23 protein-coding genes are annotated in these 26,348 nt (G+C 72.3%); 8 read left to right on the top strand and 15 right to left on the bottom strand.

Annotated elements, in window-relative coordinates; all coding sequences use genetic code 11:
• Positions 1–1,101 precede the first annotated feature (1,101 nt).
• Together ACIQ5Y_RS29140 and ACIQ5Y_RS29135 are read right to left on the bottom strand one after the other, a co-directional pair.
• A complete protein-coding gene (locus tag ACIQ5Y_RS29140) occupies positions 1,102–2,388 on the bottom strand; it encodes a maleylpyruvate isomerase N-terminal domain-containing protein (RefSeq protein ID WP_403886783.1) in 1,287 nt (428 codons plus the stop codon).
• Entirely contained in the window at positions 2,385–2,966 is a 582-nt protein-coding gene (locus tag ACIQ5Y_RS29135) for a sigma-70 family RNA polymerase sigma factor (RefSeq protein ID WP_376662395.1), read from the bottom strand. The genes ACIQ5Y_RS29140 and ACIQ5Y_RS29135 overlap by 4 nt, the downstream gene beginning before the upstream one ends.
• Before the next feature lie 387 nt (positions 2,967–3,353).
• Here ACIQ5Y_RS29135 and ACIQ5Y_RS29130 point away from each other — a divergent pair, with 387 nt between their 5' ends.
• Positions 3,354–3,872, top strand: a complete 519-nt coding sequence (locus ACIQ5Y_RS29130; protein ID WP_403886779.1) for an EF-hand domain-containing protein — start codon at positions 3,354–3,356, stop codon at positions 3,870–3,872.
• 321 nt (positions 3,873–4,193) lie between these two features.
• On the opposite strand, the gene purU is transcribed toward ACIQ5Y_RS29130, so the two are convergent.
• Together purU and ACIQ5Y_RS29120 are read right to left on the bottom strand one after the other, a co-directional pair.
• The gene (gene purU, locus ACIQ5Y_RS29125; protein ID WP_403886776.1) at positions 4,194–5,090 is read right to left on the bottom strand and encodes a formyltetrahydrofolate deformylase; all 897 of its coding nucleotides are present in this window, start codon (positions 5,088–5,090) and stop codon (positions 4,194–4,196) included.
• A 76-nt stretch (positions 5,091–5,166) separates the two neighbouring features.
• The gene (locus ACIQ5Y_RS29120) at positions 5,167–5,613 is read right to left on the bottom strand and encodes a hypothetical protein (RefSeq protein WP_403886918.1); all 447 of its coding nucleotides are present in this window, start codon (positions 5,611–5,613) and stop codon (positions 5,167–5,169) included.
• A 196-nt stretch (positions 5,614–5,809) separates the two neighbouring features.
• Here ACIQ5Y_RS29120 and ACIQ5Y_RS29115 point away from each other — a divergent pair, with 196 nt between their 5' ends.
• The gene (locus ACIQ5Y_RS29115; protein ID WP_403886773.1) at positions 5,810–7,105 is read left to right on the top strand and encodes an ABC transporter substrate-binding protein; all 1,296 of its coding nucleotides are present in this window, start codon (positions 5,810–5,812) and stop codon (positions 7,103–7,105) included.
• Positions 7,106–7,132: 27 nt separating this feature from the next.
• Here the strand turns inward: ACIQ5Y_RS29115 and ACIQ5Y_RS29110 are convergent, their stop codons facing one another.
• The gene (locus ACIQ5Y_RS29110; RefSeq protein ID WP_403886770.1) at positions 7,133–8,632 is read right to left on the bottom strand and encodes a hypothetical protein; all 1,500 of its coding nucleotides are present in this window, start codon (positions 8,630–8,632) and stop codon (positions 7,133–7,135) included.
• Positions 8,633–9,009: 377 nt separating this feature from the next.
• Here ACIQ5Y_RS29110 and ACIQ5Y_RS29105 point away from each other — a divergent pair, with 377 nt between their 5' ends.
• Positions 9,010–10,068, top strand: a complete 1,059-nt coding sequence (locus ACIQ5Y_RS29105) for a Kelch repeat-containing protein (RefSeq protein ID WP_403886767.1) — start codon at positions 9,010–9,012, stop codon at positions 10,066–10,068.
• A 55-nt stretch (positions 10,069–10,123) separates the two neighbouring features.
• Here the strand turns inward: ACIQ5Y_RS29105 and ACIQ5Y_RS29100 are convergent, their stop codons facing one another.
• Positions 10,124–10,660 (bottom strand): NUDIX hydrolase family protein, encoded by a 537-nt coding sequence (locus ACIQ5Y_RS29100; protein ID WP_403886764.1) that lies wholly within the window; start codon positions 10,658–10,660, stop codon positions 10,124–10,126.
• 213 nt (positions 10,661–10,873) lie between these two features.
• Entirely contained in the window at positions 10,874–12,262 is a 1,389-nt protein-coding gene (locus tag ACIQ5Y_RS29095; RefSeq protein WP_403886761.1) for a transcriptional regulator, read from the bottom strand.
• Between the two features lie 214 nt (positions 12,263–12,476).
• Here ACIQ5Y_RS29095 and ACIQ5Y_RS29090 point away from each other — a divergent pair, with 214 nt between their 5' ends.
• The 3 genes from ACIQ5Y_RS29090 to ACIQ5Y_RS29080 all read left to right on the top strand — a co-directional run bounded on the left by ACIQ5Y_RS29090 (position 12,477) and on the right by ACIQ5Y_RS29080 (position 15,894).
• Positions 12,477–13,163 (top strand): bifunctional DNA primase/polymerase, encoded by a 687-nt coding sequence (locus ACIQ5Y_RS29090; RefSeq protein ID WP_403886758.1) that lies wholly within the window; start codon positions 12,477–12,479, stop codon positions 13,161–13,163.
• Between the two features lie 152 nt (positions 13,164–13,315).
• Entirely contained in the window at positions 13,316–14,230 is a 915-nt protein-coding gene (locus tag ACIQ5Y_RS29085; RefSeq protein ID WP_403886756.1) for an ABC transporter ATP-binding protein, read from the top strand.
• Positions 14,227–15,894 (top strand): transporter, encoded by a 1,668-nt coding sequence (locus tag ACIQ5Y_RS29080; RefSeq protein WP_403886753.1) that lies wholly within the window; start codon positions 14,227–14,229, stop codon positions 15,892–15,894. The genes ACIQ5Y_RS29085 and ACIQ5Y_RS29080 overlap by 4 nt, the downstream gene beginning before the upstream one ends.
• A 155-nt stretch (positions 15,895–16,049) precedes the next feature.
• On the opposite strand, the gene ACIQ5Y_RS29075 is transcribed toward ACIQ5Y_RS29080, so the two are convergent.
• The 5 genes from ACIQ5Y_RS29075 to ACIQ5Y_RS29055 form a co-directional block, all read right to left on the bottom strand.
• Positions 16,050–16,193, bottom strand: coding sequence for a hypothetical protein (locus ACIQ5Y_RS29075; RefSeq protein ID WP_403886750.1), 144 nt, complete (start codon positions 16,191–16,193; stop codon positions 16,050–16,052).
• A gap of 26 nt (positions 16,194–16,219) precedes the next feature.
• Positions 16,220–17,476 (bottom strand): transglycosylase family protein, encoded by a 1,257-nt coding sequence (locus ACIQ5Y_RS29070; protein ID WP_403886747.1) that lies wholly within the window; start codon positions 17,474–17,476, stop codon positions 16,220–16,222.
• A gap of 188 nt (positions 17,477–17,664) precedes the next feature.
• Positions 17,665–19,290 carry a CHAP domain-containing protein gene (locus ACIQ5Y_RS29065; protein WP_403886744.1) on the bottom strand — a complete coding sequence of 542 codons (1,626 nt, stop codon included), beginning with the start codon at positions 19,288–19,290 and terminating at the stop codon, positions 17,665–17,667.
• 234 nt (positions 19,291–19,524) lie between these two features.
• Positions 19,525–19,740 (bottom strand): hypothetical protein, encoded by a 216-nt coding sequence (locus tag ACIQ5Y_RS29060; protein WP_403886741.1) that lies wholly within the window; start codon positions 19,738–19,740, stop codon positions 19,525–19,527.
• Positions 19,741–19,865: 125 nt separating this feature from the next.
• A complete protein-coding gene (locus tag ACIQ5Y_RS29055; protein WP_403886738.1) occupies positions 19,866–20,273 on the bottom strand; it encodes a hypothetical protein in 408 nt (135 codons plus the stop codon).
• A 160-nt stretch (positions 20,274–20,433) separates the two neighbouring features.
• Here ACIQ5Y_RS29055 and ACIQ5Y_RS29050 point away from each other — a divergent pair, with 160 nt between their 5' ends.
• The gene (locus ACIQ5Y_RS29050) at positions 20,434–21,429 is read left to right on the top strand and encodes a LuxR C-terminal-related transcriptional regulator (RefSeq protein ID WP_403886735.1); all 996 of its coding nucleotides are present in this window, start codon (positions 20,434–20,436) and stop codon (positions 21,427–21,429) included.
• Between the two features lie 157 nt (positions 21,430–21,586).
• Here ACIQ5Y_RS29050 and ACIQ5Y_RS29045 read toward each other — a convergent pair whose 3' ends face one another.
• Positions 21,587–22,447 (bottom strand): alpha/beta fold hydrolase, encoded by an 861-nt coding sequence (locus ACIQ5Y_RS29045; protein ID WP_403886732.1) that lies wholly within the window; start codon positions 22,445–22,447, stop codon positions 21,587–21,589.
• 328 nt (positions 22,448–22,775) lie between these two features.
• A complete protein-coding gene (locus ACIQ5Y_RS29040) occupies positions 22,776–23,468 on the bottom strand; it encodes a metal-dependent transcriptional regulator (protein WP_385128706.1) in 693 nt (230 codons plus the stop codon).
• Positions 23,469–23,688: 220 nt separating this feature from the next.
• Here ACIQ5Y_RS29040 and ACIQ5Y_RS29035 point away from each other — a divergent pair, with 220 nt between their 5' ends.
• Positions 23,689–24,444: an SIS domain-containing protein gene (locus ACIQ5Y_RS29035; RefSeq protein ID WP_403886728.1), complete on the top strand. Its 756-nt coding sequence runs from the start codon at positions 23,689–23,691 to the stop codon at positions 24,442–24,444.
• Positions 24,445–24,689: 245 nt separating this feature from the next.
• Here ACIQ5Y_RS29035 and ACIQ5Y_RS29030 read toward each other — a convergent pair whose 3' ends face one another.
• Positions 24,690–26,006 carry a PAS domain-containing protein gene (locus ACIQ5Y_RS29030; RefSeq protein WP_403886725.1) on the bottom strand — a complete coding sequence of 439 codons (1,317 nt, stop codon included), beginning with the start codon at positions 26,004–26,006 and terminating at the stop codon, positions 24,690–24,692.
• Between the last annotated feature and the right edge of the window lie 342 nt (positions 26,007–26,348).

The following is a 26,348-nucleotide window of genomic DNA, read 5'->3' as shown; positions in this document are numbered from 1 at the left end:
AGGACTGCCGGGAAACCCCCAAAGGAACGGGCCGGGCCAGAGATTCCAACACGGGCCCACAGCAATGCCCGACCAGGCTCCGGGACAGCAGGCCTCACCTCGGGCCGCCCACCTCGCCCTCCGGGCCGCGCAGGCGGCCACCCTCCCCGAAACCCCCACCACAAGAGCCTGAGCGGCAGGAAGGGCGCCACAAATCGCTACGCGCTCCTCACGTCTCGGCGTCTGACCACCGCCTGCGGCTGGTCACGCCCCAGATCGCTACGCGCTCCTCCCCGACGGCGCCCACGGTCTCTTCGGGCTGGTCATAAGCCGCCAACGATCGCTACGCGCTTCTCGACGACCGCGACTGGCCCCCCGTCCGGGGCTGATACTCGCTGTGACCCGAACACAGCCGCCGGACGCCGTCATGGAAGAGGATTCGAGGGCTTGGGCGGCTTATGTCCAGCCCAAGGCGGCCGTTGGACGCCGAGACGTGAGGAGCGCGTAGCGATCTGGGGCGTGACCAGCCCCAGACAGGTCGCAGACGCCGTCGGAGAGAGCGCGTAGCGATTTGACGCGCCCTTCCTGCCGCCGAGGGGCTTGTGGTGGGGGTTTCGGGGGGTGTGGCCGTCTGCCCGGCCTGGCCGGTGGTCTGGAGGGGCCGAGGAGGGGTGAGTCCTCGACTGGGTCGGGCATTCCGGTGGGCCCGTCTTGGAATCTCTGGCCCGGCCCGTTCCTTTGGGGGGTTCCCGGCAGTCCTTGTCTTTCCGTGGCGGGACGGTCTGTCAAGGGCGGCCGAAGGCCGTCGCGCAGCGACGCGACGACGAAGGAGGAGCGCCCTTGACAGGCCGGCCCGACGCGGAAGGACGATGGGACTGACGGGAAACCCCCAATCCTTTCCACCTCCGACCGACCGGGGCACCGCCAAACCGAGGTCCCGACCGGCTGTTCATCCTCCGCCCCTCCGGGGCTCCCCGCCCCAGCACCCCGAACCGTTCAGGCCCCGGAACAGCGAGGCACTGCACCCACACCCACCCGCACCCGGAGGCGGGTGGGCAGCCGCCGACCCGCAGGGGCGGCGCGAGGGGGGAGAAGTCCCGCCCGCGCGTGAACCCGTACCCCCTACAGCCGGCTGAGCGACGCCGCCGCGAAGAGGACGTCCCTGATGGCCTCGCGGTCGCCGTGCTGGCCCACCGCCGCCTCCTCCGGGGAGATGTGGCCCGCGGCCAGCTGGCAGAACTCCATGCCGTCCAGGGCGATCTCCGCCACCGTGCGCTCCGCCGACGGCTTCGCGCCCGGTGAGTCCAGGGCGATGTCCCAGCCGCCTCCGCCCGCGCCCTCGATCTCCAGGTGGAGCGTCCGGCCCGGCGCGCCCGCCGCGACGAGGCTCCGTGCCGGAGCGGCCAGGCCCGCGCGGCGGCGCTGGGCCAGGGCGGCCGGGAGCAGGCGCGCCGCCAGGTCGATCATGCGGTGCAGGTGGGGGCCGGACGGCGGCTCGTACGGGTAGTCCACCGCCTCCGCGATGTCCCACGCGTGCACCCAGCACTCGAAGGCCCGCTCCAGGAACGCGTCCCCGAGGGGCAGCGCGAAGGGGCCGTAGTCCACGGACAGTTCCGCCACGCCCCTCCCGGCGAAGGACACGGTGCGCACCAGCGTGTGCCCCTGGTCCCGCCACGGCTCGCGGACCTGCCGCGTCGTCGGGTACGACGACGCGTTCCAGAAGTGCTCCGTGCGGGCTGCCGGGTCGCCCTTCGGTGCGTCGGGGCCGAGCGGATCGTCCAGGCCGAGGGCACCGGCCACCAGGCCGTCGTCCGTCAGCAGGTGTCCGATGACTCCGGCGACCGTGGTGCGGCGCGTGCGCCGGCGCTCTTCCTCGAACCACTTCAGGCGTACCGGGGTGTGCCATTCCGAGTCCCCGAAGTCCTGGAGCAGTGCGTCGAGCCGCGCGGTCTCGGTGTCGTACGGGCTCGCCCACACCGGCACCGGGATGCGGGCCGGCCGCTTGCCCAGGCAGTCCTCCAACACCCGCGAACGCAGCAGCGGCTTGAGGTCGAGGCTCTCCTCCGGGTGCAGCAGCCCGACGGCGTCGCGCAGCCGCAGCGCCTCGTCCGCGCACTCGGTGAGGTGGTCCTCGACGGCCTGGGTCTCCTCGGAGGAGCACGCGGCCAGCGCCCAGGCGCCGAGCAGGGACTTCAGGACGGCGTGCGAGGGCGGCGGCTGCGGCAGGGGCTCGGGGGCGTGTCGCGGGTCGAGGTCGTCGGCGGCTCCACGGGGACCCGGTATGCGCGAACCGCCGCCGGGGCGGGGCCGGGATCCGGGGGCTGAGCCGTGGCCGTCGCCACCACCACGGCCGTCATGGCCGTCGTATCCCTCGTATCCGTCGTCGGGCGATTCGGCGGGGCCGTTCATCGGGACGTTCCATATTCGCTCGGGCCGTATCCGGGCGGCCGGGCCGTGTCCTCCTGCGGGAGGGCGTTGGCGGTCGACAGCAACTGGAGGCCGAGCCGCAGCCGGCGGCGTGCCTCGTCCTCGCTGATCTGGAGGTCGGCGGCGGCCTGCCGGTAGTCGCGCCGCTTGAAGTAGGCGAGTTCGAGCGCGGCGCGCAGCGGTGCGGGCATGGAGGTCACGATGTAGTCCGCGCGGGCGGCGGCGTTGGCGCTGCGCACCTTCTGCTCCAGCTCCTCGCGCGATCCCCGGCCCAGTTCGGCCTGGCGCAGCCGGGCCACGGCCTGCCCCTGGGTGATCCGGGCGACCCAGGAACGCATGGAGCCCTGTTTGGGGTCGTAGGCGTCCGGGTTCTCCCAGATGTAGCCGAACACCTCGCGGGTGATCCGGTCCGCCGCCTTCTCGTCGCCCAGCACCCGGTGGGCGAGGCTGTGCACGAGGGAGGCGAAACGGTCGTAGAGCTCACCGAGCGCGGCCGCCTCGCCGCGTGCGAGGCGTTGCTGCATGCGGCGGTCCCAGCGCGGTGGTACGTCCTTCGCCATAAGTGCCCCCAGCCGTGGGCCGTGTGTCGACTCATCGAATGTAGTGGGCACGGAGCGTCCCGCGCCCGTTTTGGGAGAAGCCCGCCCTGGAAGGATGCCCTCCGTGATACGGCCGTGGCCGGTTGTGATCGTGGGGGAAACCCGTGTGCACGCGTGTGAGAAGTGGTGCGAACGGTGTTGCCGCCGACATCTCGGACGGCGTCGCGGACGACGTCGCGGACGGCGGCACATGGCACAGATGTACGCGCCCCACCGCGCTCCCCGTGCGCGGGTTCGATGCGGCCACCTGCTTGACCGCTTCGCTTAACGCGCAGGCCACATAGGCCTTACGCTCCTGTCCTGTCTTGATCTGTACCCCACCGCACACGTGAAGGCGGAACGCCGAATATGGACAGCGCAGAATACGAGCGCAAGATCGCCGCCCGATTCGCCACCTTCGACCAGGATGGGTCCGGCTATATCGACCGGGAGGACTTCAGCACCGCCGCGAAGGCCGTCCTGGCCGAATTCGGTACCACCGCCCGGTCGGACAAGGGCCAGGCCGTCTTCGCGGGCGCCGAGGCGTTCTGGCAGGGAATGGCCGGGATCGCCGACGTCGACGGGGACCAGCGGGTGTCCCGCGAGGAGTTCATCACCGGCGCGGCGAAGCGGCTGCGGGACAACCCGCAGCGGTTCGCGGAGATCGCGCGGCCGTTCCTGCGTGCGGTGATCGCGGTGGCGGACGAGGACGGCGCCGGCGCCACGCCGGCCACGGCCGCCCGAGTGCTGCGCGTGCTGGGCACCGCGCCCGACCTGGCCGCCCAGGTGGCTGCCGCCCTGGACCCGGACGGCGACGGGCGCCTCGCGGAGGACGACGTGCTCGCGGCGTTCGCCGGGTACTGCGGTGTGGAGGCGCCGGACGCCTGACGCCTCGCGGCGGGCCGGGGGTTGACCGCGCGCCCCGTCCGGCAACGGCCCGGGGGCTCCGCCCGGACCCGCTCCTCGAACGCGGGAGGGGCTGAAGGCGGCGCGGCCCGGGACCCCGGGCTCCGCCCGGACCCGCCCCTCGAGCGCGGGAGGGGCTGGATTCGGCTGCTGCCTCCCGCCAGGCGCGGCCGAGTCGCCCGGCGGGCGATGTCAGCCGGGCGATCCGGCCCCTGCGGCGCTTGAGGAGCGGGGTCCGGGGCGGCGCCCCGGCAGCGGCGCCGCACCCGACGGGCCCCGGCTCCGGCCGCGGGCGACCGCTGCCTACGCGAAGACCACCGTGCGGGAGCCGTTCAGCAGGACGCGGTGTTCGCTGTGCCACTTCACCGCGCGTGCGAGCGCCTGGCATTCCACGTCCCGGCCGACCGCCACCAGCTGGTCCGGGGTCACCTCGTGGCCCACCCGCTCGACCTCCTGCTCGATGATCGGCCCCTCGTCGAGGTCGGCCGTCACGTAGTGCGCGGTCGCGCCGATCAGCTTCACGCCCCGCGCGTGCGCCTGGTGGTACGGCTTCGCGCCCTTGAAGCTCGGCAGGAACGAGTGGTGGATGTTGATGATCCGCCCGCTCAGCTCCTTGCACAGGGTGTCCGACAGCACCTGCATGTACCGCGCCAGCACCACCAGCTGCACGTTCTCGGCGCGGACGAGTTCCAGCAGCTCCGCCTCGGCCGCCGCCTTCGTGTCCTTCGTCACCGGGATGTGCACGAACGGCACGTCGTACGAGCCCACCAGCTCGGCGAAGTCCGTGTGGTTGGAGACCACGGCCGCGATGTCGACCGGCAGCGCCCCGATCCGCGCGCGGAACAGCAGGTCGTTGAGGCAGTGCCCGAACTTCGAAACCATCAGGATGATCCGCATGCGCTCGTCGGCGCGGTGGATCTGCCAGTCCATCTTGAACGAGTCGCCGATCGCGGCGAAGCTCGCGCGCAGCTTCTCGACCGTCACCTCGGGCTCGGCCTCGAAGTGCACCCGCATGAAGAAGAGCCCGGTCTCCCGGTCTCCGAACTGCTGGCTGTCGATGATGTTGCAGCCGGTCATGAACAGGTAGCTCGACACGGCGTGCACGATGCCCTGCTTGTCGGGGCAGGACACGGTCAGAACGTACTGGGGCAGGGGCTGGGGCTGAACCTGGGCCTGGGCCTCGTTGTGCGGGTCGCTCATGACCGCACAGCCTTTCACACCGCGCCATCACACCGTGCAGTCACACCAGTCACATCGCGCGGTCACATCGCGCGGGTCACACCGCGCGCGTGAGGATCCTCAGCACTTCCAGCGATGTCGGCCGCACGTCCGGGTCGTCCCCGTCCGCCGTGGCCATGCGTACGTGGGCCTCGCGCGCGGCGCGTACCGCCTCGGGCCAGGCGTGGTGCTCCAGGTAGGCGGAGACGGGGGCGTCGGGGCCGACCTGGTGCATGATCCGGAGCACGCGCAGCACCGCGAGGTCGACGAGGGTCGCCTCCTGCGAGTCGCGGAAGATCGTGCCGACGTACTTCTCGGCGGACCAGCTGTCGAGCCAGGTGTCCTCGACGAGCCGGTACACGGCGTCGGTGACGTCCCCGTACCCTTCGGCGCCGACCAGCCAGGTGTCCTCGTGGAAGGCCGGATCGGAGAGCATGTGCAGCGCCGAGCGCACGTTGCCGCGCCAGCGCCACCACGGCATGTCGTTGAGGGGCATGCCGCCCATGGTGGAGGAGCGGCTGCCCCGGCGGGAAGGGTTCTTCGGTCCTTGGGCGAATGTCACGCTTTCGATCGTACGTTCCTGTTGGACACGATCTTGAAGCACCCGTGGGGGACCACACCCCTGTAATTCACCTTGGCGTCACCCGATGTTGTGTCCATCTCACTCGCGAGTTACCTCCGGGGCGGAATGGTGCATGGACATGACCATTTCTCGACGCACCGCATCCCTCTCCCGCACCTTGGTGGCCACGGCGATGGGTGCGTGTCTCCTCGCGGGATGCGGGGCGCTCTCCGGGGGCTCGGGGGGCTCCGGGGACACCCTCACCGTCATGACCTTCGCGCCGGAGGGCACCAAGGCAACCAACATGCCCGGAATGACCGGCATGGCAAAGGCGTACGAACGCTGGGTGAATTCCAAGGGCGGCATCAACGGCCGCAAGCTCCGCGTCCTGACCTGCAACGAGAAGAACACCGCCAACGGCGCCGCCGACTGCGCCCGCAAGGCGATCTCGGAGAAGGCCGTCGCGGTCGTCGGCTCCTACAGCCAGCACGGACGCGCCTTCATGGCCCCGCTGGAGGTGGAGGGCATCCCCTTCATCGGCGGATACGGGGTCTCCTCCGAGGAGTTCCAGTCCACCCTCTCCTACCCCGTCAACGGCGGTCAGCCCGTCCTCATCGCCGGGGCCGGCCACCAGCTCGGCCGCGCATGCGAGAAGGTCGCCCTGGTCCGGCCCGACACCCTCGTCGGCGACACCCTGCCGGTGCTGCTCAACGCCGGTCTGCGGGCCAACCAGATGCCCGACGCCTCCGACATCCGGGCCGCCGAGGACTCCGCCGACTTCAAGCCGCAAGCCCGCGAGGCCCTCACCCAAACCAGCGGGGGCGGCGGATCCAAGGACAAGGACAAGAACAACGGCTGTGTGACGGCGGTCCTCGGCGAGCGCACCGAGACCTTCTTCGACGCCTTCCGCCGTACCGACCCCCAGCGCAAGAAGCCGCAGATCGCCTCGGTCCTGGGCAGTGTCAGCCAGTCCCTGGTCGACCGCACCGGCGGCAAGGACAGCCCCTTCGAGGGCGCGTACGTCACCAGCTGGTACCCGGTGGCCACCGATCCGCTCTGGCAGCCGATGAAGAAGGTCATCGCCGACTTCGCCTTCGGCGACGACACCGTCGACGCCGACGACAGCGGCACGCAGACGACCTGGATCGCGTACACGGTCCTGGACCAGATCATCAGGGGCTTCAAGGAGGACGAGGACATCAACGCCCGCAAGGTCGCCCGCGCCCTGAACCAGGCGCAGTCCGTCAAGACCGGCGGTCTCACCCCCGACCTGAGCTGGCGCTACCAGGACATGCGCGCCGTCGCCGGCTTCCCCCGCATCGTCAACGGCCGGGTCACCTTCCAGATCGTGCAGTCCGGCCGCCTCGTGGCACAGCCGGGCGAGCAGTTCCTGGACATGACCCCGACCCTGGAACAGGCACCCCGGACGGCCTAGTCCCGGACCTCCACGGCGATATCCGGCTCACAGCTGGGACTTGTCCCGCTTGGTGAGTCCGTACCTGGCCGCGATCGTGTTCCACAGGGTCGCGGCCTGCTCCTTGGCCTTCGTCGCCTCGCCGCTCGACTTGTTGCCGTCGGAGGCGTTGGACGAGTTCTTCGCCTTGCCGTCCTTGCACTTGTCGTCGTCGACGTCGTCCGCCCAGGCGGCATAGCTGTTGTCGGCGTCGGCGGAGGCCTGCCAGGCCTTGGTGAGGGCGGCGGTCAGGCGGGCGTGGTCCGGGAGCTGGTCCACCTTCAGCTCCTCCAGGCGGGTGATCAGTTCCTCGCGCTGGCGGGCCGCGTCACGCAGGTCGGAGGCGGCCTGGTCGAGGTTCTTGCAGCCCTTGATGTCGTCCACGGCCTTGATCACCGAGGCCCTGCTGTCGTTGCTGTCCGCGAGGAGCTTGTCGAGCTGGACGGCCTGCGGGCGGCCCGCGTCGACGGGGGCCTCACCGCCCGCCGCCGTGCTGCCGGAGGCGGCGGACGCCGGAGCGGTCGCGCCGGGGTCGTTGTTCGGCTTGCCTTCGCCGAGCAGCGAGCCGACACCGAGACCGACCACGACCAGGCCTATGACCACGGCGGCGATGATCCCGGGCGAGATCCTGCGGGCCTCGTCCTGCGGCGGGGGCGCCGGGGCGTACTGCTGCTGCGGCTGAGGCTGCTGGTACTGGTACTGCTGCTGTGCGTGCGGCGGTACGGGGCCCTGCGCGCGCGGCGGCTGGGGCCGCGGCGGCCGGCGCAGCACCGGCTCCTGGATGGGCGGCAGCTGCTGGGTGTGCCCCGCCTCCTCGGCGCGGAACAGCCCGTCGAACCCGTCGGCCGGGCCCGCCGGCACGGGCGGGATGTACTGCGTCGCGGCCTCGTCGTGCGCGGGCGCCACCGGGCCGCCCGGCACCGGGGCCATGTACTGCGTGGCCGCCTCGTGGTGCGAGGGCGGCGTGGCCTGGGCCGCCGGCGCGGGCGGCGCGTACGGCGCGGCCATCCCGTCGGGCCCGGGCCCGGGGCCGGTGCCGCCCGGCACGGGGGCCATGTACTGCGTGGCCGCCTCGTGGTGCGAGGGCGCGGCCGTCCCGTCGGGCCCGGGGCCGGGGCCGCCCGGCACGGGGGCCATGTACTGCGTGGCCGCCTCGTGGTGCGAGGGCGCGGCCGGGGGGCCCGGCGGGGTCGCGGGCGCAGCCGGTACGGGCGGGATGTACTGCGTCGCCGCCCCGTCGGGCCCGGGCGCCGCCGGTACGGGCGGGATGTACTGGGTGGCGGCCTCCGGGAGCGGCGGATAGCCGTAGCCGTGCGGATCGCCCGGCCCCTCGTACCCGGGGCCGACGACGTGCCCCGGCGCCCCGGCCTGCGGGTCGGGGTACGCCTGCGGATAGCCGTAGGCGGGCCCGCCCGGCTCCTGCGGCGGGTACGCCGGATATCCGGACGCCGGGTCCGGACCCCACGGGGCACCCGGCTGGGGGGCACCCCCCTGTCCGTTCTGCGTCACGGGGACTCCTTCTCCGACTCGCCCGACCCAATCAACCGGCGGCCCACGCTACCCGGTCCCCCCGCACCCCCGGCAGCCCCGTCCGGCAACACCTCCCCGACGGGCCGGCCGGGGGGCGGCCGGTCATCCTGCGCGGTCGAAGACCGAGGCCGTCCGGCCCATTCCCCGTGCGGTCCGCGGCGGTCCGGGCAGACATCGCCCGTACCCGCCCGACGAGGAGGACCGCGTTGTCACGACCACGAGCCGATGAAAGACCGCTGCGCACGAGAGGCCGCAGGCAGCCGCGGAGTCCGTGGCGCCGGCTGCGATGGACGCTCCTGCCCGCCGTCGCTGCCGTGCTGACCTGCGTACTTCCGGCGACGGCCACCACCGGGACGGTGTGGACGACCTTGGCCCCGCTGCCCGCCGCCCGGGACTTCCTGGGGGCGGCGGCCGCGCCCTGCCCGCCGGGCCAGACCGGCACCTGCGTCTACGCCATGGGCGGCCGCGACGCCCTCGGCAACGCCACGACCCCCAGCTCGGTCTCGGGCAGGGCGGAGTCGTACAACCGCCTCACCAACGCCTGGTCGACCCTCCACCCGATGCCCACGCCCCGCTGGGGCTTCGGGACGGCGAGCGCCCCCTGCCCACCGGGCCAGACCGGCACCTGCGTCTACACCATCGGCGGTTTCACGGCCTTCGCACTCACCGGTAACGACACTCCCGTCGCCACGGTGGAGTCGTACAACCCCGTCACCAACGCCTGGAGCACGGTCGCCGCGCTTCCGGCGGCGCGCGGCTTGCTCGCGGCGGCGGCCGCGCCCTGCCCGCCGGGGCAGACCGGCACCTGCGTGTACGCCGTGGGCGGCGCCGACGGCACCGGCACCGCGCTGGGCCAGGTCCACTCGTACAACCCGGCCACCAACGCCTGGAGCCAGCCGACCGCGCTGCCCACCCCCCGGTTCGGCCTCGCCGCGGCGGCCGCCACGTGCCCGCCGGGGCAGACCGGCACCTGCGTGTACGCCATGGGCGGCGTCGACGGCACCAACACCATCCAGGCGAGCGTCCGCTCCTACAACCCGGCCACCAACGCGTGGAGCCCGGTGGACCCCCTGCCCACCGGCCGCTACCTGCTCGCGGCGGCGGCAGCCCCCTGCCCGCCGGGACAGACCGGCACGTGCGTCTACACGGTCGGCGGCCGCAGCGGCACCGGCTTCAACGTCACGGGCACGGTGGAGTCGTACAACGCCGCCTACAACACCTGGACGACGCTGCCCACCCTTCCGACGGCCCGGTCGCACCTGGCGGCCGCGACCATGCAGTGCCCGGCCGGGCAGGGCGCCATGTGCGTGTACGCCACGGGCGGCAGCTCGCCCACCGGCCTCCAGAGCACGGTCGACGCCCTGGACCCGCCGATGGATGGGCCCGCCGCCGACCGGGCACCGGGCCGTCGCTGACCGGACCGTCGTCGGCGCCGCGGGCCTCCGGGCAGGGGCCCGCGGCGGCCTGACCTCAGTACACGTGCCCCACGTGTGCGAGCGCCTGCTTGAGCAGGATCCCGTGGCCGCCCGGCATCTCGCCCTGCAGGGCCGCGGAGCCGGCCTCCTGCGGGCTGACCCAGACCAGGTCCAGCGCGTCCTGCCGGGGCCGGCAGTCGCCGGTCACCGGCACGACGTAGGCCAGGGACACCGCGTGCTGGCGCGGGTCGTGGTAGGGGGTGATGCCCGCCGTGGGGAAGTACTCGGCGACCGTGAAGGGCTGGAGGGAGGCCGGCACGCGCGGCAGGGCCACCGGGCCGAGGTCCTTCTCCAGGTTGCGCAGCAGCGCGTCGCGCACCCGCTCGTGGTGCAGGACACGGCCGGACACGAGGGTCCGGCTGACCGTTCCGTCCGGACCGATGCGCAGCAACAGCCCGATATCGGTGACTTCGCCGCTGGCGTCCACGCGCACGGGTACGGCCTCGACGTACAGGATCGGCATCCGGGCCCTGGCTGTCTCCAGCTCGTCCGCGGACAGCCAGCCGGACGCGGTTTCGGTCATGTCAGACATTGCTTGATCATAATTTCCCGGGGCCCCTCACACCCCCAACTCCGCCGACACAATCGATCCCGACCCCACCGAGCGCGGTTCCGGCCCCCACCGGGCGAAGCCGGCCCCGCCGGCGTTTGAGGCGCGGGGGTCCGCCCCGAACCCACCACCGCCACCGCCACCCGCCCGGCCCCGCCCGGCCCGGCCCGGCCCGCCGCCGGGCGACCCGCCCGGCTACGCGACCCTCACCGAGGAGTCCAGCCGCGCCGTGAATTCCCGTACCGCCGCCTCGTCCCGGTAGGGATCCAGCCGCATCCGGAAGTCCTCCAGGTACTCCGCGCCCCGGTTCGACCGGAGCCCCGCCAGCAGTTCCGCCGCCTGCGCGGCGCTCTGGCAGGCCTGTTCCACCTCCCGCTGCTGCACCCGCGCCGCCGCCAGCAGCAGCATCCCGATGGCCCGCCGCCGCGCCTTCCCCGCCGGCAGCCCCCTCAGCGCCTCCTCGGCCCGCTTGGCCGCCGCGTCCCCCTGCCCCAGGTCCCGGTGGCAGTGCGCCAGCTCGTCCGCGAGGTACGCCTGGTCGAAGTGGCCGATCCACACCGGGTCGTCGCCCGACTCCGGTTCGGCCCGCTCCAGCGCGTTCACCGCCCGCGAGGACAGCACCGCCGTCGCCCGGGAGTCCCCCAGCAGCGCGTGTCCGCGCGCCTCGGCGGCGTAGAACATGGCCTCCACCCGCGGGGTGACCTGCCCACGCGTCCCCTCCTGGGCGGCCCGCGCGAGCTGCGCGATCTCCCTCGGATTGCCGAGTTCGGCGGCGAGGTGACTCATCGAGGCGGCCAGTACGTAGCCCCCGTACGCGCGGTCGCCGGCCGCCTGGGCGAGCCGCAGCGCCTGGATGTAGTAGCGCTGCGCGAGCCCGGCCTGGCCGGTGTCGACCGCCATGTAGCCGGCCAGCTCCGTCAGCCGGGCCACCGCCGCGAACAGCGCCCGACCCACCGGCTCCCGGTACGAGCCGCCGATCAGCCCGGACACCACGGAGTTCAGGTAGTGCACCACCACCGGCCGCACGTGCCCGCTGCCGAAGCGGTGGTCGAGGTCCTTGAGGGCCTCGGTGGTCGCCCGTACGGCCTCGACGTCGGACATCCCGACGCGCGAGCCGCCGCTGCGGGCCACCTGCGAATCGGCGCCGGTGATCAGCCAGTCGCGGCTCGGCTCGACCAGCGCGGAGGCGGCCACCGACGATCCGGCCAGGAAGTCGCGGCGGCCGACGTCGCTGCGCCACAGCTCGCAGACCTGCTCGATCGCGCCGATGACGGTCGGGGAGAACTGCAGGCCGACGCCCGAGGCGAGGTTCTTGCCGTTGGCCATGCCGATCTCGTCGATGGTGACGGTACGGCCGAGTTTGCGTCCGAGGGCCTCCGCGATGATCCCGGGTGCCCGGCCGCGCGGCTGCTGGCCGCGCAGCCAACGTGCCACGGAGGTCTTGTCGTAGCGGAGGTCGAGGCCGTGTTCGGCCCCGCACATGTTGACGCGCCGGGCGAGCCCGGCATTGGAGCACCCGGCTTCCTGGATGAGCGCCTGAAGCCGTTCATTCGGCTGGCGCGCGACGAGAGGCCTGGCTGCCATGAAAACCCCCAGTGGCCGCGGGTGATCGTTGGAATGATCACTTCCCGCCTTATGTGCGGAGAATCATCCGCTCTGCGTCGTGTCGCTACCCAACTCCGGCGCCCCGGGCTCCCACGCGCCCCCACGTGTGCATCGGTGCGCCCCGTATGCAGGATCGATGCTCCGCCCACCGGCCGGTTTACGCCCGTAACCCCGGGTGACCCGGGCAGTTGTGATGGGCGTGGAAGAGACCATCGGAGTCACGGAGACCGCGCCCATCCCCAAGCAGCGGGGCGAACTGCTGCTGGACCATGCCGTGCGGTACGCGGAAGAACGGCACTGGGACGTCTTCGCCGGCACCTGGCTGGAGCCCGCGGACGGCCGGGAGTTGTGCTCCTGCGGGGCGGCGGACTGCGAGGCGCCCGGCGCGCACCCCGCGGTGAAGGACTGGGCGGCGCACGCCACCGGCAGCGCGGTGCAGGTCCGGCGGATCTGGGCGCGGCAGCCGGAGGCCTCGATCCTGATGCCGACGGGCCGTACCTTCGACGCGCTGGACGTCCCGGACTCGGCCGGGTTCCTGGCGCTGGCGCGGCTGGAGCGGATGCAGCGCACCATCGGGCCGGTCACCCTGACGCCCGACCACCGGATGCTGTTCTTCGTACTGCCGGGGGCCGGGGCGAAGGTCGCCGACCTGGTCCGCAAGTCGGGCTGGTCGCCGTCCGGGCTGGACCTGGTGGCGCGCGGCGAGGGCGAGTACGTGGCCGCGCCGCCGACCCGCTTCGGCGGCCGGGGCTCGGTCCAGTGGGCGCGGCGGCCCACTCCGGCGAACCGGTGGCTGCCGGACACCGAGGAGCTGATCGACGCGCTGGCGTACGCCTGCGGCAGCGAGGCGGCGGCGGAACGCAAGCGCCGCCAGGGCTGACGGCCGGCCGCGCCGCCAGGGCGGCGCGCACCTGCGATTTCGCCCCGGGAACTCATGACATAAGTAACTGCTCGACCCCCTCCCCCTCCTCCTATGGTGAGGAACGTACGACCAGTAAGACCAAACGGGGACGTGGAGAGAGGCAGGCGCACATGCCGAACCAGGCACATGCGACGGGCGGGACGTACGGGACGGACGGTGCGCGATCCGCGCCGTCCGCCGTGCGAGTGGAAGGTCTGTGGAAGCGGTTCGGGGACCAGGTGGCCGTCTCCGGCATCGACCTGGAGCTGCCGGCGGGCAAGTTCATCGGTCTCGTCGGCCCCAACGGCGCCGGCAAGACGACGACGCTGTCGATGGTGACGGGCCTGCTGCGCCCGGACATGGGGCGGGTGTTCGTCGCCGGCCACGACGTGTGGGCCGACCCGGCCGAGGTGAAGTCGCGGATCGGCGTCCTGCCGGAGGGGCTGCGCCTCTTCGAGCGGCTGTCGGGGCGCGAACTGCTCGGCTACATGGGCCGGTTGCGGGGACTGACGGGCGAGGAGACCGACAAGCGGGCGACGCAGCTGCTGGAGGTCCTCGACCTCGCGGGCTCGCAGCACAAGCTGGTCGTGGACTACTCGACGGGCATGCGGAAGAAGATCGGCTTGGCGGCCGCGCTCCTGCACAACCCCGAAGTGCTTTTCCTGGACGAGCCGTTCGAGGGCGTGGACCCGGTGTCCGCGCAAACCATCCGCGGGGTGCTGGAACGTTACACCTCGTCCGGCGCCACGGTCGTCTTCTCCTCACACGTGATGGAGCTCGTCGAGTCGCTGTGCGACTGGGTGGCCGTGATGGCCGCCGGCCGGATCCGCGCCGCGGGCCCGCTGGCCGACGTACGGGGCTCCGCGCCCTCGCTGCAGGCCGCGTTCCTCGAACTGGTCGGCGCTCACGGGCGCGACGCGGCCGGGGATTCGCTGGACTGGCTCGGCGGCGGCGCGGGCACCGCCACGGGCTCCGGCTCGGGCTCCGGCTCAGCTTCCGGCTCGGCTTCCGGCTCGGGCTCCGGCTCGGGGACGGCCGCGCGATGACCGCCGCCGCATCCGCCGCATCCGCCGCATCCGTGCCGTCCGCCGCTCCCGGCACGCACCCCTCCCCCACCGCCCCGGTACCGCTGACGCCGATCTTCATCCGGATCAAGCTGTCGCTGCTGCGCAACGGGCTGAAGGGCAACTCGAAGCGCAAGGCGGCCTGGTTCGGCACCCTCGCCTTCACCCTCGTCGTCGGCTTCTTCGTCACGCTCGGCCTGGCCCTGCTCCGCGGCAACGCCCACGCGGGCACGGTCGTCGTCCTGCTGGCCGCGATCATCGCGCTGTCCTGGGCCTTCATGCCGCTGTTCTTCCCGACCGGCGACGAGACCCTCGACCCGAGCCGGCTGGTCATGCTGCCGCTGCGCCCGCGGCCGCTCGTACGGGCCCTCCTCGCCTCCTCCCTGGTCGGCATCGGGCCCCTGTTCACGCTGTGCCTGGCCATCGGCTCGGTCGTGGCGGTCGCGCGGGGCGGCGCGGGCATCGCCGCCGCCGTTCTCGCCGTCCCCCTCCTGATCCTCGGCTGCGTGGCCCTGGCCCGCGCCGTGGCCACGGCCAACGTGCGGCTGCTGACCAGCCGCAAGGGACGCGACCTGGCGCTGCTGAGCGGTCTGCTGATCGCACTGGGCGGGCAACTGGTCAACTTCGCGAGCCAGCGCCTGTTCCAGTCGGGCGGGCTGGTCCAGCTGGAGCCGGCGGAGGCGGTCGTGCGGTGGCTGCCTCCCGCGACGGCCATCGGCATGGTGGACTCCGCGAGCGAGGGCTCGTACGGGGTCGCCGCCGCCCAGCTCGTCCTGACCCTGGCTGCGCTCGCCGGGCTGCTGTGGTTCTGGGAGCGCAGCCTGACCAAGCTGATGGTCACCCCGGACGGCTCGACCATCGCGGCCGCCAAGCCCGAGAAGGACCGAGGCACGGGCGGCGGGTTCTGGTCCCTCCTCCCCGGCGGACGCACCGGCGCGGCCATGCAGCGCACGCTGCGTTACGTCGTGCGCGACCCGAAGACGAAGTCGGCGTGGGTGACGGCGCTGGCGATCGGCCTGATCATCCCGGTCTTCAACGCCCTCCAGGGCACCGGCTCCGTCTACCTGTCCTGCTTCGGCGCGGGCATGCTGGGCGTGCAGATGTACAACCAGTTCGGGCAGGACACCTCCGCCTTCTGGATGGTCGCCCAGACCATCTCCACCCCGCGCGACGCGTACGTGGAGCTGCGCGCCCGCGCCGGTGCGCTGGCGCTCGTCACCGTCCCGTACACGGTGCTGGTCACGGCGATCACGGCCGCTCTGGTCGGCGACTGGGCCGGCTTCCCGGCCGCCCTGGGCCTGGCCCTCGGCCTGCTGGGCTCGATGATCTGCACGGGCGCCCTGGCCTCGGCCCGGTTCCCGTACTCCATCCCCTCGGACGGCGCCTTCAAGAACGTCGCCCCGGGGCAGGCGGGACTCGCCTGGAGCGGCATCTTCGGCGGACTGGTCGCCTCGGCGCTGATCAGCTCCCCGGTGATCGCCCTGACGATCTGGGCCGTCGTGACGGACCGGCAGTCCCTCGGCTGGCTCCTGCTCCCCGTGGGAGTCGCCTGGGGCGCCCTCGCCACGTGGGCGGGCCTGCGCCTGGCGGCCCCGACGGTGGCGCGGAAGCTGCCGGAGATCCTGCTGGCGGTCAGCAAGGGCTGAGCGGCGGGCGTGGCCGGCAGGGCCAGACAGCTCGCGTGGCCACGCCCGCCGCTCAGCAGGACGGTGACCTGCTCGAACTCGGCGTCTACAAGGCCGACGGCCTCCGTTCCCGGTGGGGAGCGGAGGCCGTCGGCGTCGGGTCGAACGAGAGGGGATCAGTGGGTGCCGGTGATGCCGGCGGTGTGGTGTCTGCCGTTGATACCGGTCAGGTCCATCGCCACCGCACCCTGCCAGGCTCCGTTGAGGTGACGGATCGCGTGCGGGATCCGGTTGTCGGTGGTTACGGTGATCGGAGTCAACGGCCGGGCGGTGCGGCGGGCTGTCCTCAGACGGTCGGCAGCTTGGCCACCAGGGCGTTCGGGACGCGGATCACGGCGTCCCAGCTGAGCTTCCCGGCACCGAACTCGTCGGCGGTCATCGCCCGCTTCTTCCCACCCACGACCTGCCACACGGTCGGGCCCTCCGGCGCCACCAGCATCGTGCCGTCTGCCGGAGCCGCCTTCGCGGCGGCAGCCTTCAGGTACTCCCCGGGGGCGCCCATCAGCGGGCGCTTGTCGTAGCCGAAGGCGATGAACTCGTCGTACGTCAGCGGAGCGGCGACGCCACCCGCCATCACGTACACCGTCGGGTCGGCACCCGAGGAGGCCTTGACGATCGTGCCGTTGGCCAGCTGCTTTGCCACCGCGGAGGCCAGCCAGTCGGTCGGAACGCCCATCAGGATCTCGTTGTTGTACCCGTCGGCGGTCCACTCGGAGGCCGAGATGTGCAGCGCCGTACCGTTCACCATCACGTAGCGGGCCGGGTCGTTGCCGGTCTGATCCATCACCACGCGGCCGCTCGGCAGGTCGCGCTGTGCGGCGTCCTTCAGCCAGGCGGACGGAACGCCGTAGTCCGGAAGGGTGTTGTAGCCGTCCTTCGTCCAGTCCGCCGCAGAGATCTTCAGCGCGGCGCCGTCGACGACCACGTAGCGCTCGGCGCCACCGGCCTGGTCGTGGACCACGGTGCCGGCCCCCGGGGCGCCCGGCAGACCGTTGAACGCGGAGTCGCCGATGAGCACGATCTTGCTGAGGTCGTAGTGGTCCGGGGTGACATCGGAAGCGGCTACCGCGACACCCGCCCCGGCGATCATCACCTTCACCGCGGGACCGTTCGGCGACTTCACCAGCGTGCCGTTGGCCAGCGAGGCCGGGTTCGGGTAGGTGGGGGCCGTCGGGTACGGGTCCGCGTGGTCGGCGCCCAGGCCAGCGGCCGGGCCGCAGCTCGGCCAGGCGCCCTGGCCCTGCCCCGCGAGGATCTTCTCGCCGGTCAGGATCTGCTGCTGCTTCGTGGCCTGGTCGGGGCGGGCCGCGTACTGCGTTCCGCCGTAGGCGCGCCAGGTCGACATCGAGATCTGGAGGCCGCCGTAGTAGCCGTTGCCGGTGTTGATCGACCAGTTGCCGCTTGCCTCGCACTGGGCGACCTTGTCCCAGGTCGATATGGAAGCGGCGGACGCTCCGGTGGTCGCCAGGAGCGGGACGGCGAGGGCGATCAGGGCGGTGGCGGTAACGGCGACGGCGGACTGCTTGCGGGCGGCGAAGCGCATGGGAGGGTTCCTCGGGGTTCAGGGCGCAGGCGGGGCGACAGCGCTGCGGAGCGAGAGCGGCGGGGCGAGAGCGGCGGGGCGAGAGCGGCGGGGCGAGAGCGGCGGGGCGAGAGCGGCGGGGCGAAGCCCCGGGCCGGCCTGAGCCGCCCGGCTTGTGAAGGCCGGGCGGCTCAGGCGGCGGGTAGTGCTCAGACGGTCGGCAGCTTGGCCACCAGGGCGTTCGGGACCCGGATCACGGCGTCCCAGCTGAGCTTCCCGTCGCCGAACTCGTCGGCGGTCATCGCCCGCTTCTTGCCACCCACGACCTGCCACACGGTCGGGCTCTCCGGCGCCACCAGCATCGTGCCGTCGACCGGCGCGGCCTTCGCGGCAGCAGCCTTCAGGTACTCGTCCGGCGTACCGATCAGCGGGCGCTTGTCGTAGCCGAAGGCGATGAACTCGTCGTACGTCAGCGGAGCGGCGACGCCACCCGCCATCACGTACACCGTCGGGTCGCCGCTCGTCGCGCCCTTGACGATCGCGCCGTTGCCGATCTGCTTGCCCACGACGGTGGAGAGCCACTCACCCGGAACGCCCATCAGGACCTGGGACCCGTACGTGGCGGTCCACTCGGCGGCCGAGATGTGCACCGCGGCGCCCTCCACCATGACGTAGCGGTTCGGGTCGGTGCCCGCCCCGTCCATGATGACCGTGCCCGTCTGCAGGGGCTTGGCCACGGCGCTCTTCAGCCACTCGGCCGGAACGCCCATCAGCATCCGCTGGTTGAACTCGTCGTCGACCCACTCGGAGGCCGAGATGTGCAGCGCCGTACCGTTCACCATCTCGTAGCGGTTCGGGTCCTTGCCGGTCTGGTCCATCACGACGATGCCGGCCGACACGTTGCGCTGGATGGCGTCCTTCAGCCAGGCGGACGGAACGCCGTAGTCCGGGAGGGTGTTGTAGCCGGCGGCGGTCCAGTCCGCGGCGCCGATCTTCAGCGCGGCGCCGTCGACGACCACGTAGCGCTCGGCACCGCCGGCCTGGTCATGGACCACGGTGCCGGACCCCGGGGCACTTCCCAGGGACCGGAAGGCGGAGTCGTCGATGAGCACGATCTTGCTGAGGTCGTAGTGGTCCGGGGTGACGTCGGAGGCCGCCACCGGGATGCCGGCTCCGGCGATCATCACCTTCACCGCGGGACCGTTCGGCGACTTCACCAGTGTGCCGTTGGCCAGCGAGGCGGGGTTCGGGTACGACGGGGCCTGGGAGCCGTTGGGCGAGATGTAACCGCTGATCCTCTGGCCCCAGGGGCTGTCGCCGACGTGCCAGCTGGTGGTGGAGTAGGTGCTGACGTGGCCCGGGCGACCACCCTGGTTGCCGCCGGTGATGGTGACCGTGTTCCCGGATATCCCGGTCACGAGGGCCACGTGGTCGGCGTAGCTGCCGCCGTTGTAGTTGTAGACGACCGCGTCACCGACGTGCGGCGTGCTGGACAGCGTCCCGTACTTCTTGCCGTAGTCCATGAAGCTGGCCGCTCGGTCGTCCAGGGTGGCCAGGCCCGTGACTCCGTTGCGTGCCCAGACCCAGCCGGCGAAGTCCGCACACCAGGCGTGGTCCGTGACTCCGCCGCTACAGCTGTTGTTCTGATTGGGGCCGCCGACGTAACCACCGTGGGCGCAGGCCCCGTTGCCGTTTTCGGCGCGGGCCGTGGCCGAGATCCCGTCGGTGAGCGGCGAGGCGCTGGCCGGGTTGACGAGGGCCGTGGCAAGCACGGAGACGGTCAGGGCCGACGCGGAGGTGAGGCGGATGGCGACGGTCTTGATGTTTCGGGACATGGCGAAGCTCCTGATGGCATGAAGTGAGGTGTGTGGTGGCACTGCGGGCTGCGCAGGCGGGCCTTTCGAAGGCCGAAGTTCGTGGGCGCGTCGTGGCGGGTGGACGGCTGCCCTGCAGGAGCAGCTGTCAGGCCGGCGGACATGGCGCGCGGTGATGCGGTTTCGCGGTGACGCGTGTTGCGGTGTTGCGGTGTTGCGGAAGTTCCGGGGCCACTGCGGAGGTGGCGGAGGCGACTACTCCCAGATGGTGGTGTCCTTGCCGACCGGCGCCGTCTCCCAGATGGTGGTGTCCTTGCCGACCGGCGTCGTCTGCCAGATGGTGGTGGCGGTGACGTGGGTGTCGGCGTTGCCGTGGCCGGAGGCCTGGTCGGCGAGGGCCGGGACGATCGCGGTGAGGGAGAAGGCGAGGAAAGCGACCGCGGCGGCCTTGGCGATACGGGAGCGAGACATGGGAGTCGGTCCTTTGCAGAGCTGGAATCGAGTGACTGATCCGGTCTCGCGTCCCGCGGTGACGCTTCGTCCGGTGTGCCTTCGGGGCGGTGTTCCCTTCCGGCGATCACTACTTTCGTCGCAGCTCAGGCCCGGTGGAAGTGATTCCGGCTGGACGGAAACGGACCTGGACCGTTCCGTCCAGGCCGGCCGGAGGCGGCCTTCAGCAACTGCTCGTAGTACGGCGTGACGAGAGGTACGCCGACCCGCCCGAGCGTCCAGCCGCTCAGCGCCGGCACATCGTCGAGGGCGCGGCGGCATAGCTCCTCGGTACGCCGTTCCGCCTCACCGAGGCTGTCCGCGATCAGGTAGACGCCGAGGACCGGGCCCGGGAGCGCGTGCGGATGCACGGAAACGTGCTCCACCGGGCCGCTGGTGCCGTCGGGGCCATCGGCGCCGGCGGCGTCGGCGACCCGAAGGACGAGCTCACCTATGTGCGACGGGAGTTGGACACCTTCGGCAGGGGCGAGGAATGCGACGTGGACGAGGTACATGCCCACAACCCTCCCCAACCTTCCCTTCGGACAAAAGAACCGAAGCTGGACGATAGGGGCCTTGGCCGGAACCGTCCACGTTTCCTATGGCTCCCGCGGAATCATGACGTGCGATGATCTGAACACCTTGATAGACGAGGTGTACACGGGGGGAACCGCTGTGCTGGCAACACTTGGCCTCGACGCGACCGCAGAGGCCGTATACCGCGCCATGCTGGCGCACCCAAGCGACGGAGTGCTCGCCCTTGCCGACCGGCTCGGGATCGGTGAGGCCGACGTCCGGCAGAGCCTTGACCTGCTCAGCGAGCTGGCCCTGATCCGTCCGTCCTACGAGCGCGCGGGCGAGCTGCGGGCCGTGCCGCCCGAGGTCGGCATGGAAATCCTGATGGCTCGTCAGCAGGCGGAGCTCGCAGCCCAGCAGCTGCGCATCGAAGCCTCGCGCGCGGCCGCCGCCCAGCTCATCGCGGAGTTCGCCGACCTGAGCCCGGCCGCGCCCAGCCCGGGGGTCGAGCAGTTGGTCGGCCTCGACGAGATCCGCGCCCGGATCACCGGCCTGGCGCACGGGGCACGGACCGACCTCATGACGTTCGCGCCCGGCGGGGGCCACCGCGCGGACAGCGTGGAAGCCGCGAAGACCAGCGACTTGGTGTTGTTGAACCGCGGCGTACGGATGCGTTCGCTGTTCCAGGACAGCGTGCGCAACAGCCAGACCACCGTGGCCTACGCGTTATGGCTGAGCGAGCTCGGCGGAGAGGTGCGGACCGCTCCGGACCTGCCGACCCGGCTCATGATCTTCGACCGGTCCACCGCCGTGATCCCGGTCAGCAGCGACGACAGCTCCGCGGGCGCCGTGCTCCTCACCGGCCAGGGCACCCTGACGGCGCTGTGCGCCCTCTTCGAGAACGTCTGGTCCTCCGCGCAGCCGCTGGGCACCTCGGAGGAAAAGACCGAAGGCGGGCTCAGCCCGCAGGAGACCACGGTGATCCGGCTGTTGGCGCAGGGCCTGACCGACGAGGCGATCGCCAAGCGGCTGGCGGTCTCGCCCCGCACGGCCCGCCGCCTGGCCAACGGCCTGATGGAACGCCTCGGCGCGGCGAGCCGCTTCGAGTTCGGCGTCCGCTCGGTGCAGCGCGGCTGGCTCCCGCACTCGATGTAGCAGCCCTGGTGGGGCTCGGGCCGCACGAGGGCCGCTGGGAGGAAGCCGTCCAACGCGCCGCCCAGGAGGTCGTCACCCGCCATGAGCAGGCCATCCACCGGTGGCTCGCCCAGGGCACCCGCCTCCGTACCGCCCCTCACGCCCGTCCTCGGCGCCGTCAGGGGGCGTCGGCCCTGATGCCCTCCAGGAAGGGCTCCAAGGCCGCGCGCCAGGCGCCCGGTTGGTCGTAGTGGAGGTAGTGGCCCGCATCGGGGATTTCCGCGTACTGGCCGGCCGGGAGGACGCGGACCATCTCCTGGGCCTCGGCGCGGCCGAGCTCGCCGTCGAGGCCGCGGACCACCAGGGTCGGGCAGCCGACCTGGGCGAGCTCCTCCCAGTGCGCGTCGTGGACCCAGGTCTCACGGGCCGTCAGCATCTGCCGGCGGGAGAACAGGGGGCGCCAGCCGTCCGGGGCCTCGTGCATCACCTCGGCGAAGAAGGCTCCTCGGCCGGGGTCGGGGCGTTCCACGCGGGGGTCGTCCTCGCCGAACCAGCGGCGGGCCGCGTCCTGCGTGGGGAAGGGCAGGGGCCAGCGGGTGAACCAGTCCTCCCACTCCCGCTGGGATGCTTCGCCGAGGGCCGAGGCGCGCATGTCGCAGATGACCAGGGCTTCGACCAGGTCCGGGCGGCGGGCGGCGAGCTGCCAGGCGGTGAGGGCGCCCATGGAGTGGCCGATCAGGGTGACGGGGGCGAGGCCGAGCTGCTCGACGGCGGCCTCGGCGTCGGCCACGAAGGCCTCGCGCGTGTACGGGCCGCTGCGCGGGCGGTCGCTCTGGCCGTGCCCCCGCTGGTCCAGGGCCACGACGCGGCGGTGCTCGCCGAGCCAGCGGGCGGTGGAGGACCAGTGGAAGGCGCGGCCCATCAGGCCGTGCAGTAACAGCACGCCCGGCCGGGGGTCCGCCTCGGCGGCCGGTTCGCGGAACTCCCAGGCGGCCAGGCGCACACCATCGGCCCCTGTCACATCGATGCGCTGTACCACCGCAGATGCACCCCCTTCGCTCCCGGCCAGACTATCGAACCCGCATTCGAAAACGGACTTCTCGCCGACAACACCGCTCTTTCGAGTGACCTTGCTCAAGGATTGGCCGCCGCTGCCGATGGAGATCCTTTCAACAGGGAGGCGGGCCGCTCGGGGAAGACGGTCCGAAGGGGAAGACCTTGAGAGCTCGGGGCTCCAGGTCACCAGGGGAGGATCGGTCCCGGCGCCGCGAGGCGCCGGGACCGTCCACACACCACGACCCAGAACAACACCACACCATGCCGGAGCCTCCGGCGTCAGCGGTTCGGCGTCAGTGCACCGGCTCGGGTCAGCGCTTCGCCACGAACACGTGCGAGGCGACGTCCGCCTCCAGCTCCGCGGCCTCGCCTCCGCTGCCGACCAGCACCCCGCCCGGGGACTCCGTCACGCTGACCACCGAGCCGGGCTGCACGCCCGCCCGCCGCAGCGTGTACATCAACTGGGCGTCCGTCTGGATCGGCTCCCCGATCCGGCGCACGACCACGGTCTTGCCCTCGGCGCCCGGGTCGAGCTCCGACAGGCTGACCATGCCGTCCTCCAGGAACGGGTCCGCCTCGGCCTTCTCCCCGAGCTCCTCCAGCCCCGGGATCGGGTTCCCGTACGGCGACTCGGTCGGGTGGCGCAGCAGCTCCAGCACCCGCCGCTCCACCGCCTCGCTCATCACGTGCTCCCAGCGGCAGGCCTCGGCGTGCACCTGCTCCCACTCCAGGCCGATGACGTCGACGAGCAGGCACTCGGCGAGCCGGTGCTTGCGCATCACGCGCGTCGCCAGCCGCCGACCCTCGTCGGTCAGCTCCAGGTGCCGGTCGCTGGCCACGGCCACCAGGCCGTCGCGCTCCATGCGCGCCACCGTCTGGCTGACCGTCGGGCCGCTCTGGTCGAGCCGCTCGGCGATCCGGGCGCGCATGGGGACCACACCTTCCTCTTCCAGCTCAAGGATGGTGCGGAGATACATCTCCGTGGTGTCGATCAGTCCGGACATTCGTGCCCCTCGGATTGCGTGCGCTGGCCCTGCCCCCAATTCTGACGCATCGGGCCGACAACCGTCCCGTGTCGAGCGTCAAGGCCGGTCTCGGACATGTCCCCGACATGTCGAGCCACGGGATTGACGTTCGTATTGACACGCCCTTGGTCCAGACCGCACGGTGAGCGGCGAACACGCACGCACCCCACCCCCCACCTTTCGGAAGGGCCATCGGCGTATGAGCGAGAGCAAGCTGGCCGGTCAGTTCTTCGACGCCGCCATCGGCCTGCTGGAGCGGGTGCGGGACGAGGAGGGAGCGCGCATCGCCGAGGCCGGCGCACTCGTCGCCGACGCCGTCGCCGCCGGCAACCGGCTCTTCGCCTTCGGCGCCGGGCACTCCTCCCTGCCCGCCCAGGACGTGGTCTACCGGGCCGGCGGCCTGGCCCTGATGAACTTCCTCGCCGTCCCGGGCACGGCGGGCGTCGACGTCATGCCCGCCACGCTCGGCAGCGCCCTGGAGCGTGTCGACGGCCTGGCCGGCGCCGTCCTGGACAGCAGCCCCGCCTCCGAGGGCGACGTCCTCGTGATCATCTCCCTCTCCGGCCGCAACGCCCTGCCCGTCGAGATGGCCATGAACGCCCGCGCCCTCGGCCTCAAGGTCGTCGGCGTGACCTCGGTGGCGTACGCGACGGGGACCAAGTCGCGGCACGTCTCCGGCACCTTCCTGAAGGACCACTGCGACGTCGTCCTCGACAGCAAGATCGCGGTCGGCGACGCCGAGCTGAGCCTCGACGGCATCGACGCCCCCTTCGCCCCCGCCTCCACGGTCGTCACCAGCGCGATCATGCAGGCGGTCATGGCCGCCGCGGCCGGCGAGCTCGTCGCCCGCGGCATGGAACCGCCGCTGCTGCGCTCGGGCAACGTGGACGGCGGCCACGAATGGAACGGCCGCGTCATGCAGGAGTACGGGGACCGGATCTTCTTCCGGCACTAGGCCGTCTCTTTCGGATCTTGCCGGTTAAGCCCGCGTCGTCTGGCACCGTGCATCGCAAGGCGGAGGGGCGCCCGAGTACTGGACGGACTTGGGCGCCCCGACAACGCAGCGAGGTGCGGTGCCAGGCGGCGCGGGTCAGGCAAGATCCGAAAGAGACGGGCTGGCCTCCGGCGGTCGGCAAGGGGTGCGGCCCGGGTCCTCGACTGCGGTCCGGCTTCCCGGGGCTCCGCCCCGGACCCCGCGCCTCAAGCGCCGGCGAGGCTGGGGTTCGCCAGGTCCAGGTCCGCCGCGACCCGGGCCGCCACCTCCTCCGCGTACGACGCGTCCTCGCGCTCGAACGCCGGCCGCGAGGGCCCGCGCAGGAAGGTCAGCACCCCCAGGGTCCGCCCCCGGCTGCGCAGCACCGTGCACAGCCCGTGCGCCGCGCCCTGCGGCCACTGGCGGGCCCGCGCCCACTCCGGGTCCGCCTCCCCGCGGGGGGAGCCGGCGCGCACCGAACCGATCCGGTCCAGCGCCTGCAACGCCGGGTGACCGGCCTCGTACCGTACGGGGATCGATCCGGGCCCCGGCAGCTCGGGCGGCGAGGCCGCCGACCGTACGAGCCTTCGCCGTTCCAGGCCGGCCGAAGGGTCCAGTACGTCCAGCAGCGCGTGCTCGGCGAAGCCCGCGAGGGCGAAGTCCAGACGTACGGCCGCCGCCTCCGCCGGGTCCTCGCACTCGGCTGCGGCCCGCCCCGCCCGGTGCAGCTGGTGGGCGCGGAAGCGCAGCTGCGCGGTGTCCAGCTGCGCCTGCCGGGCCTCGGTGACGTCCTGGAACAGCCAGCCGACCCCCAGCGGCACCGGCTCCTCGGCGAGCGGCGAGGCCAGCCGCAGGAACCCGCACCGCCAGCACCGCCGCCGCACCCCCTCGGGCGTGCGCAGCGAGACCCACAGCTCCACGGGGGCCGGCGGCGCCCCCTCGGCGAGCACGTGCTGGAGGGCGCCCTCCAGCTCCTCCACGCCCTGGGTCAGCAGCTCCCCGAGGGGCCTGCCGAGCAGCACGGTGCGGCCGGTGCCGAAGGCGCGCGCGGCGTGCGCGTTGACCACGGCGGGCCGCAGGTCGACGTCGACGAGGACGACGCCCCAGGAGGCGTCCTCCATCAGGGCCTCGCTGAGCGCGATGGACCGCTCCAGGTCGATCTGCGCGTGCACCTCGCTGAACGCGCAGTACACCCCGGCGGGCTTCCCGTCCGCGCCCGGCACCCCGGCGGACTGGGTCCGTACGAGGACCCGCCCGCCGTCCTTGGTCAGCAGGGCGAACTCGTGGACCTGCCGCCCGGGCGTGTCCTGGGCGGCCATGAGTCTGTCGTGTACGTCCTGGGCGTCGGCGGGCCGTACCGCCCACCCCTCGAACCCCTTGCGCCCCACGGCCTCGGCCGCCGACCAGCCCAGGATCCGCTCGGCCTCGCGGTTCCAGTGGGTGATCACGCCGTCGGAGTCGAACGCGCACAAGGCGGCGTCCATCCCGTCGAGCAGCGCTGCGAGCAGATCGTCGGCGGTCTCGTTACGCCCGGAAGCACTCACCTGGCACCCCCTGCAGGTGTTCGCGTGTGCGGCACGTCAGATCATTGAACGCGAACGTGACGCAGCACACACTGCTTTCCGCGGATTGGGTACGGGAAACCCGGTCAGGGCTTCCAGGGCCGGCCGAGGCGAACAGCGCGGCGTGCCGCCCACACCGAGGGCGACCACACGTTCGAGTGACCTCTCTCGATCTGTCCGCACCTCGTGATCCACGGTGCGTAGCGTCATGAGAACCCTGGGTGTTCCCGTGCTCACGTGGTCGGGCGGTCGCACCCTCTGGAACCGATGCGCGATGGGGTTACCGAAGAGCCACACACTCGATGCCCTGGCCTCCGGGATCAT

This window comes from Streptomyces sp. NPDC096339 (assembly GCF_044762985.1).
GTDB lineage: Bacteria > Actinomycetota > Actinomycetes > Streptomycetales > Streptomycetaceae > Streptomyces.
The sequence above is the reverse complement of the archived record's forward strand: the minus strand, read 5'-3'. Positions and strand labels throughout refer to the sequence as shown.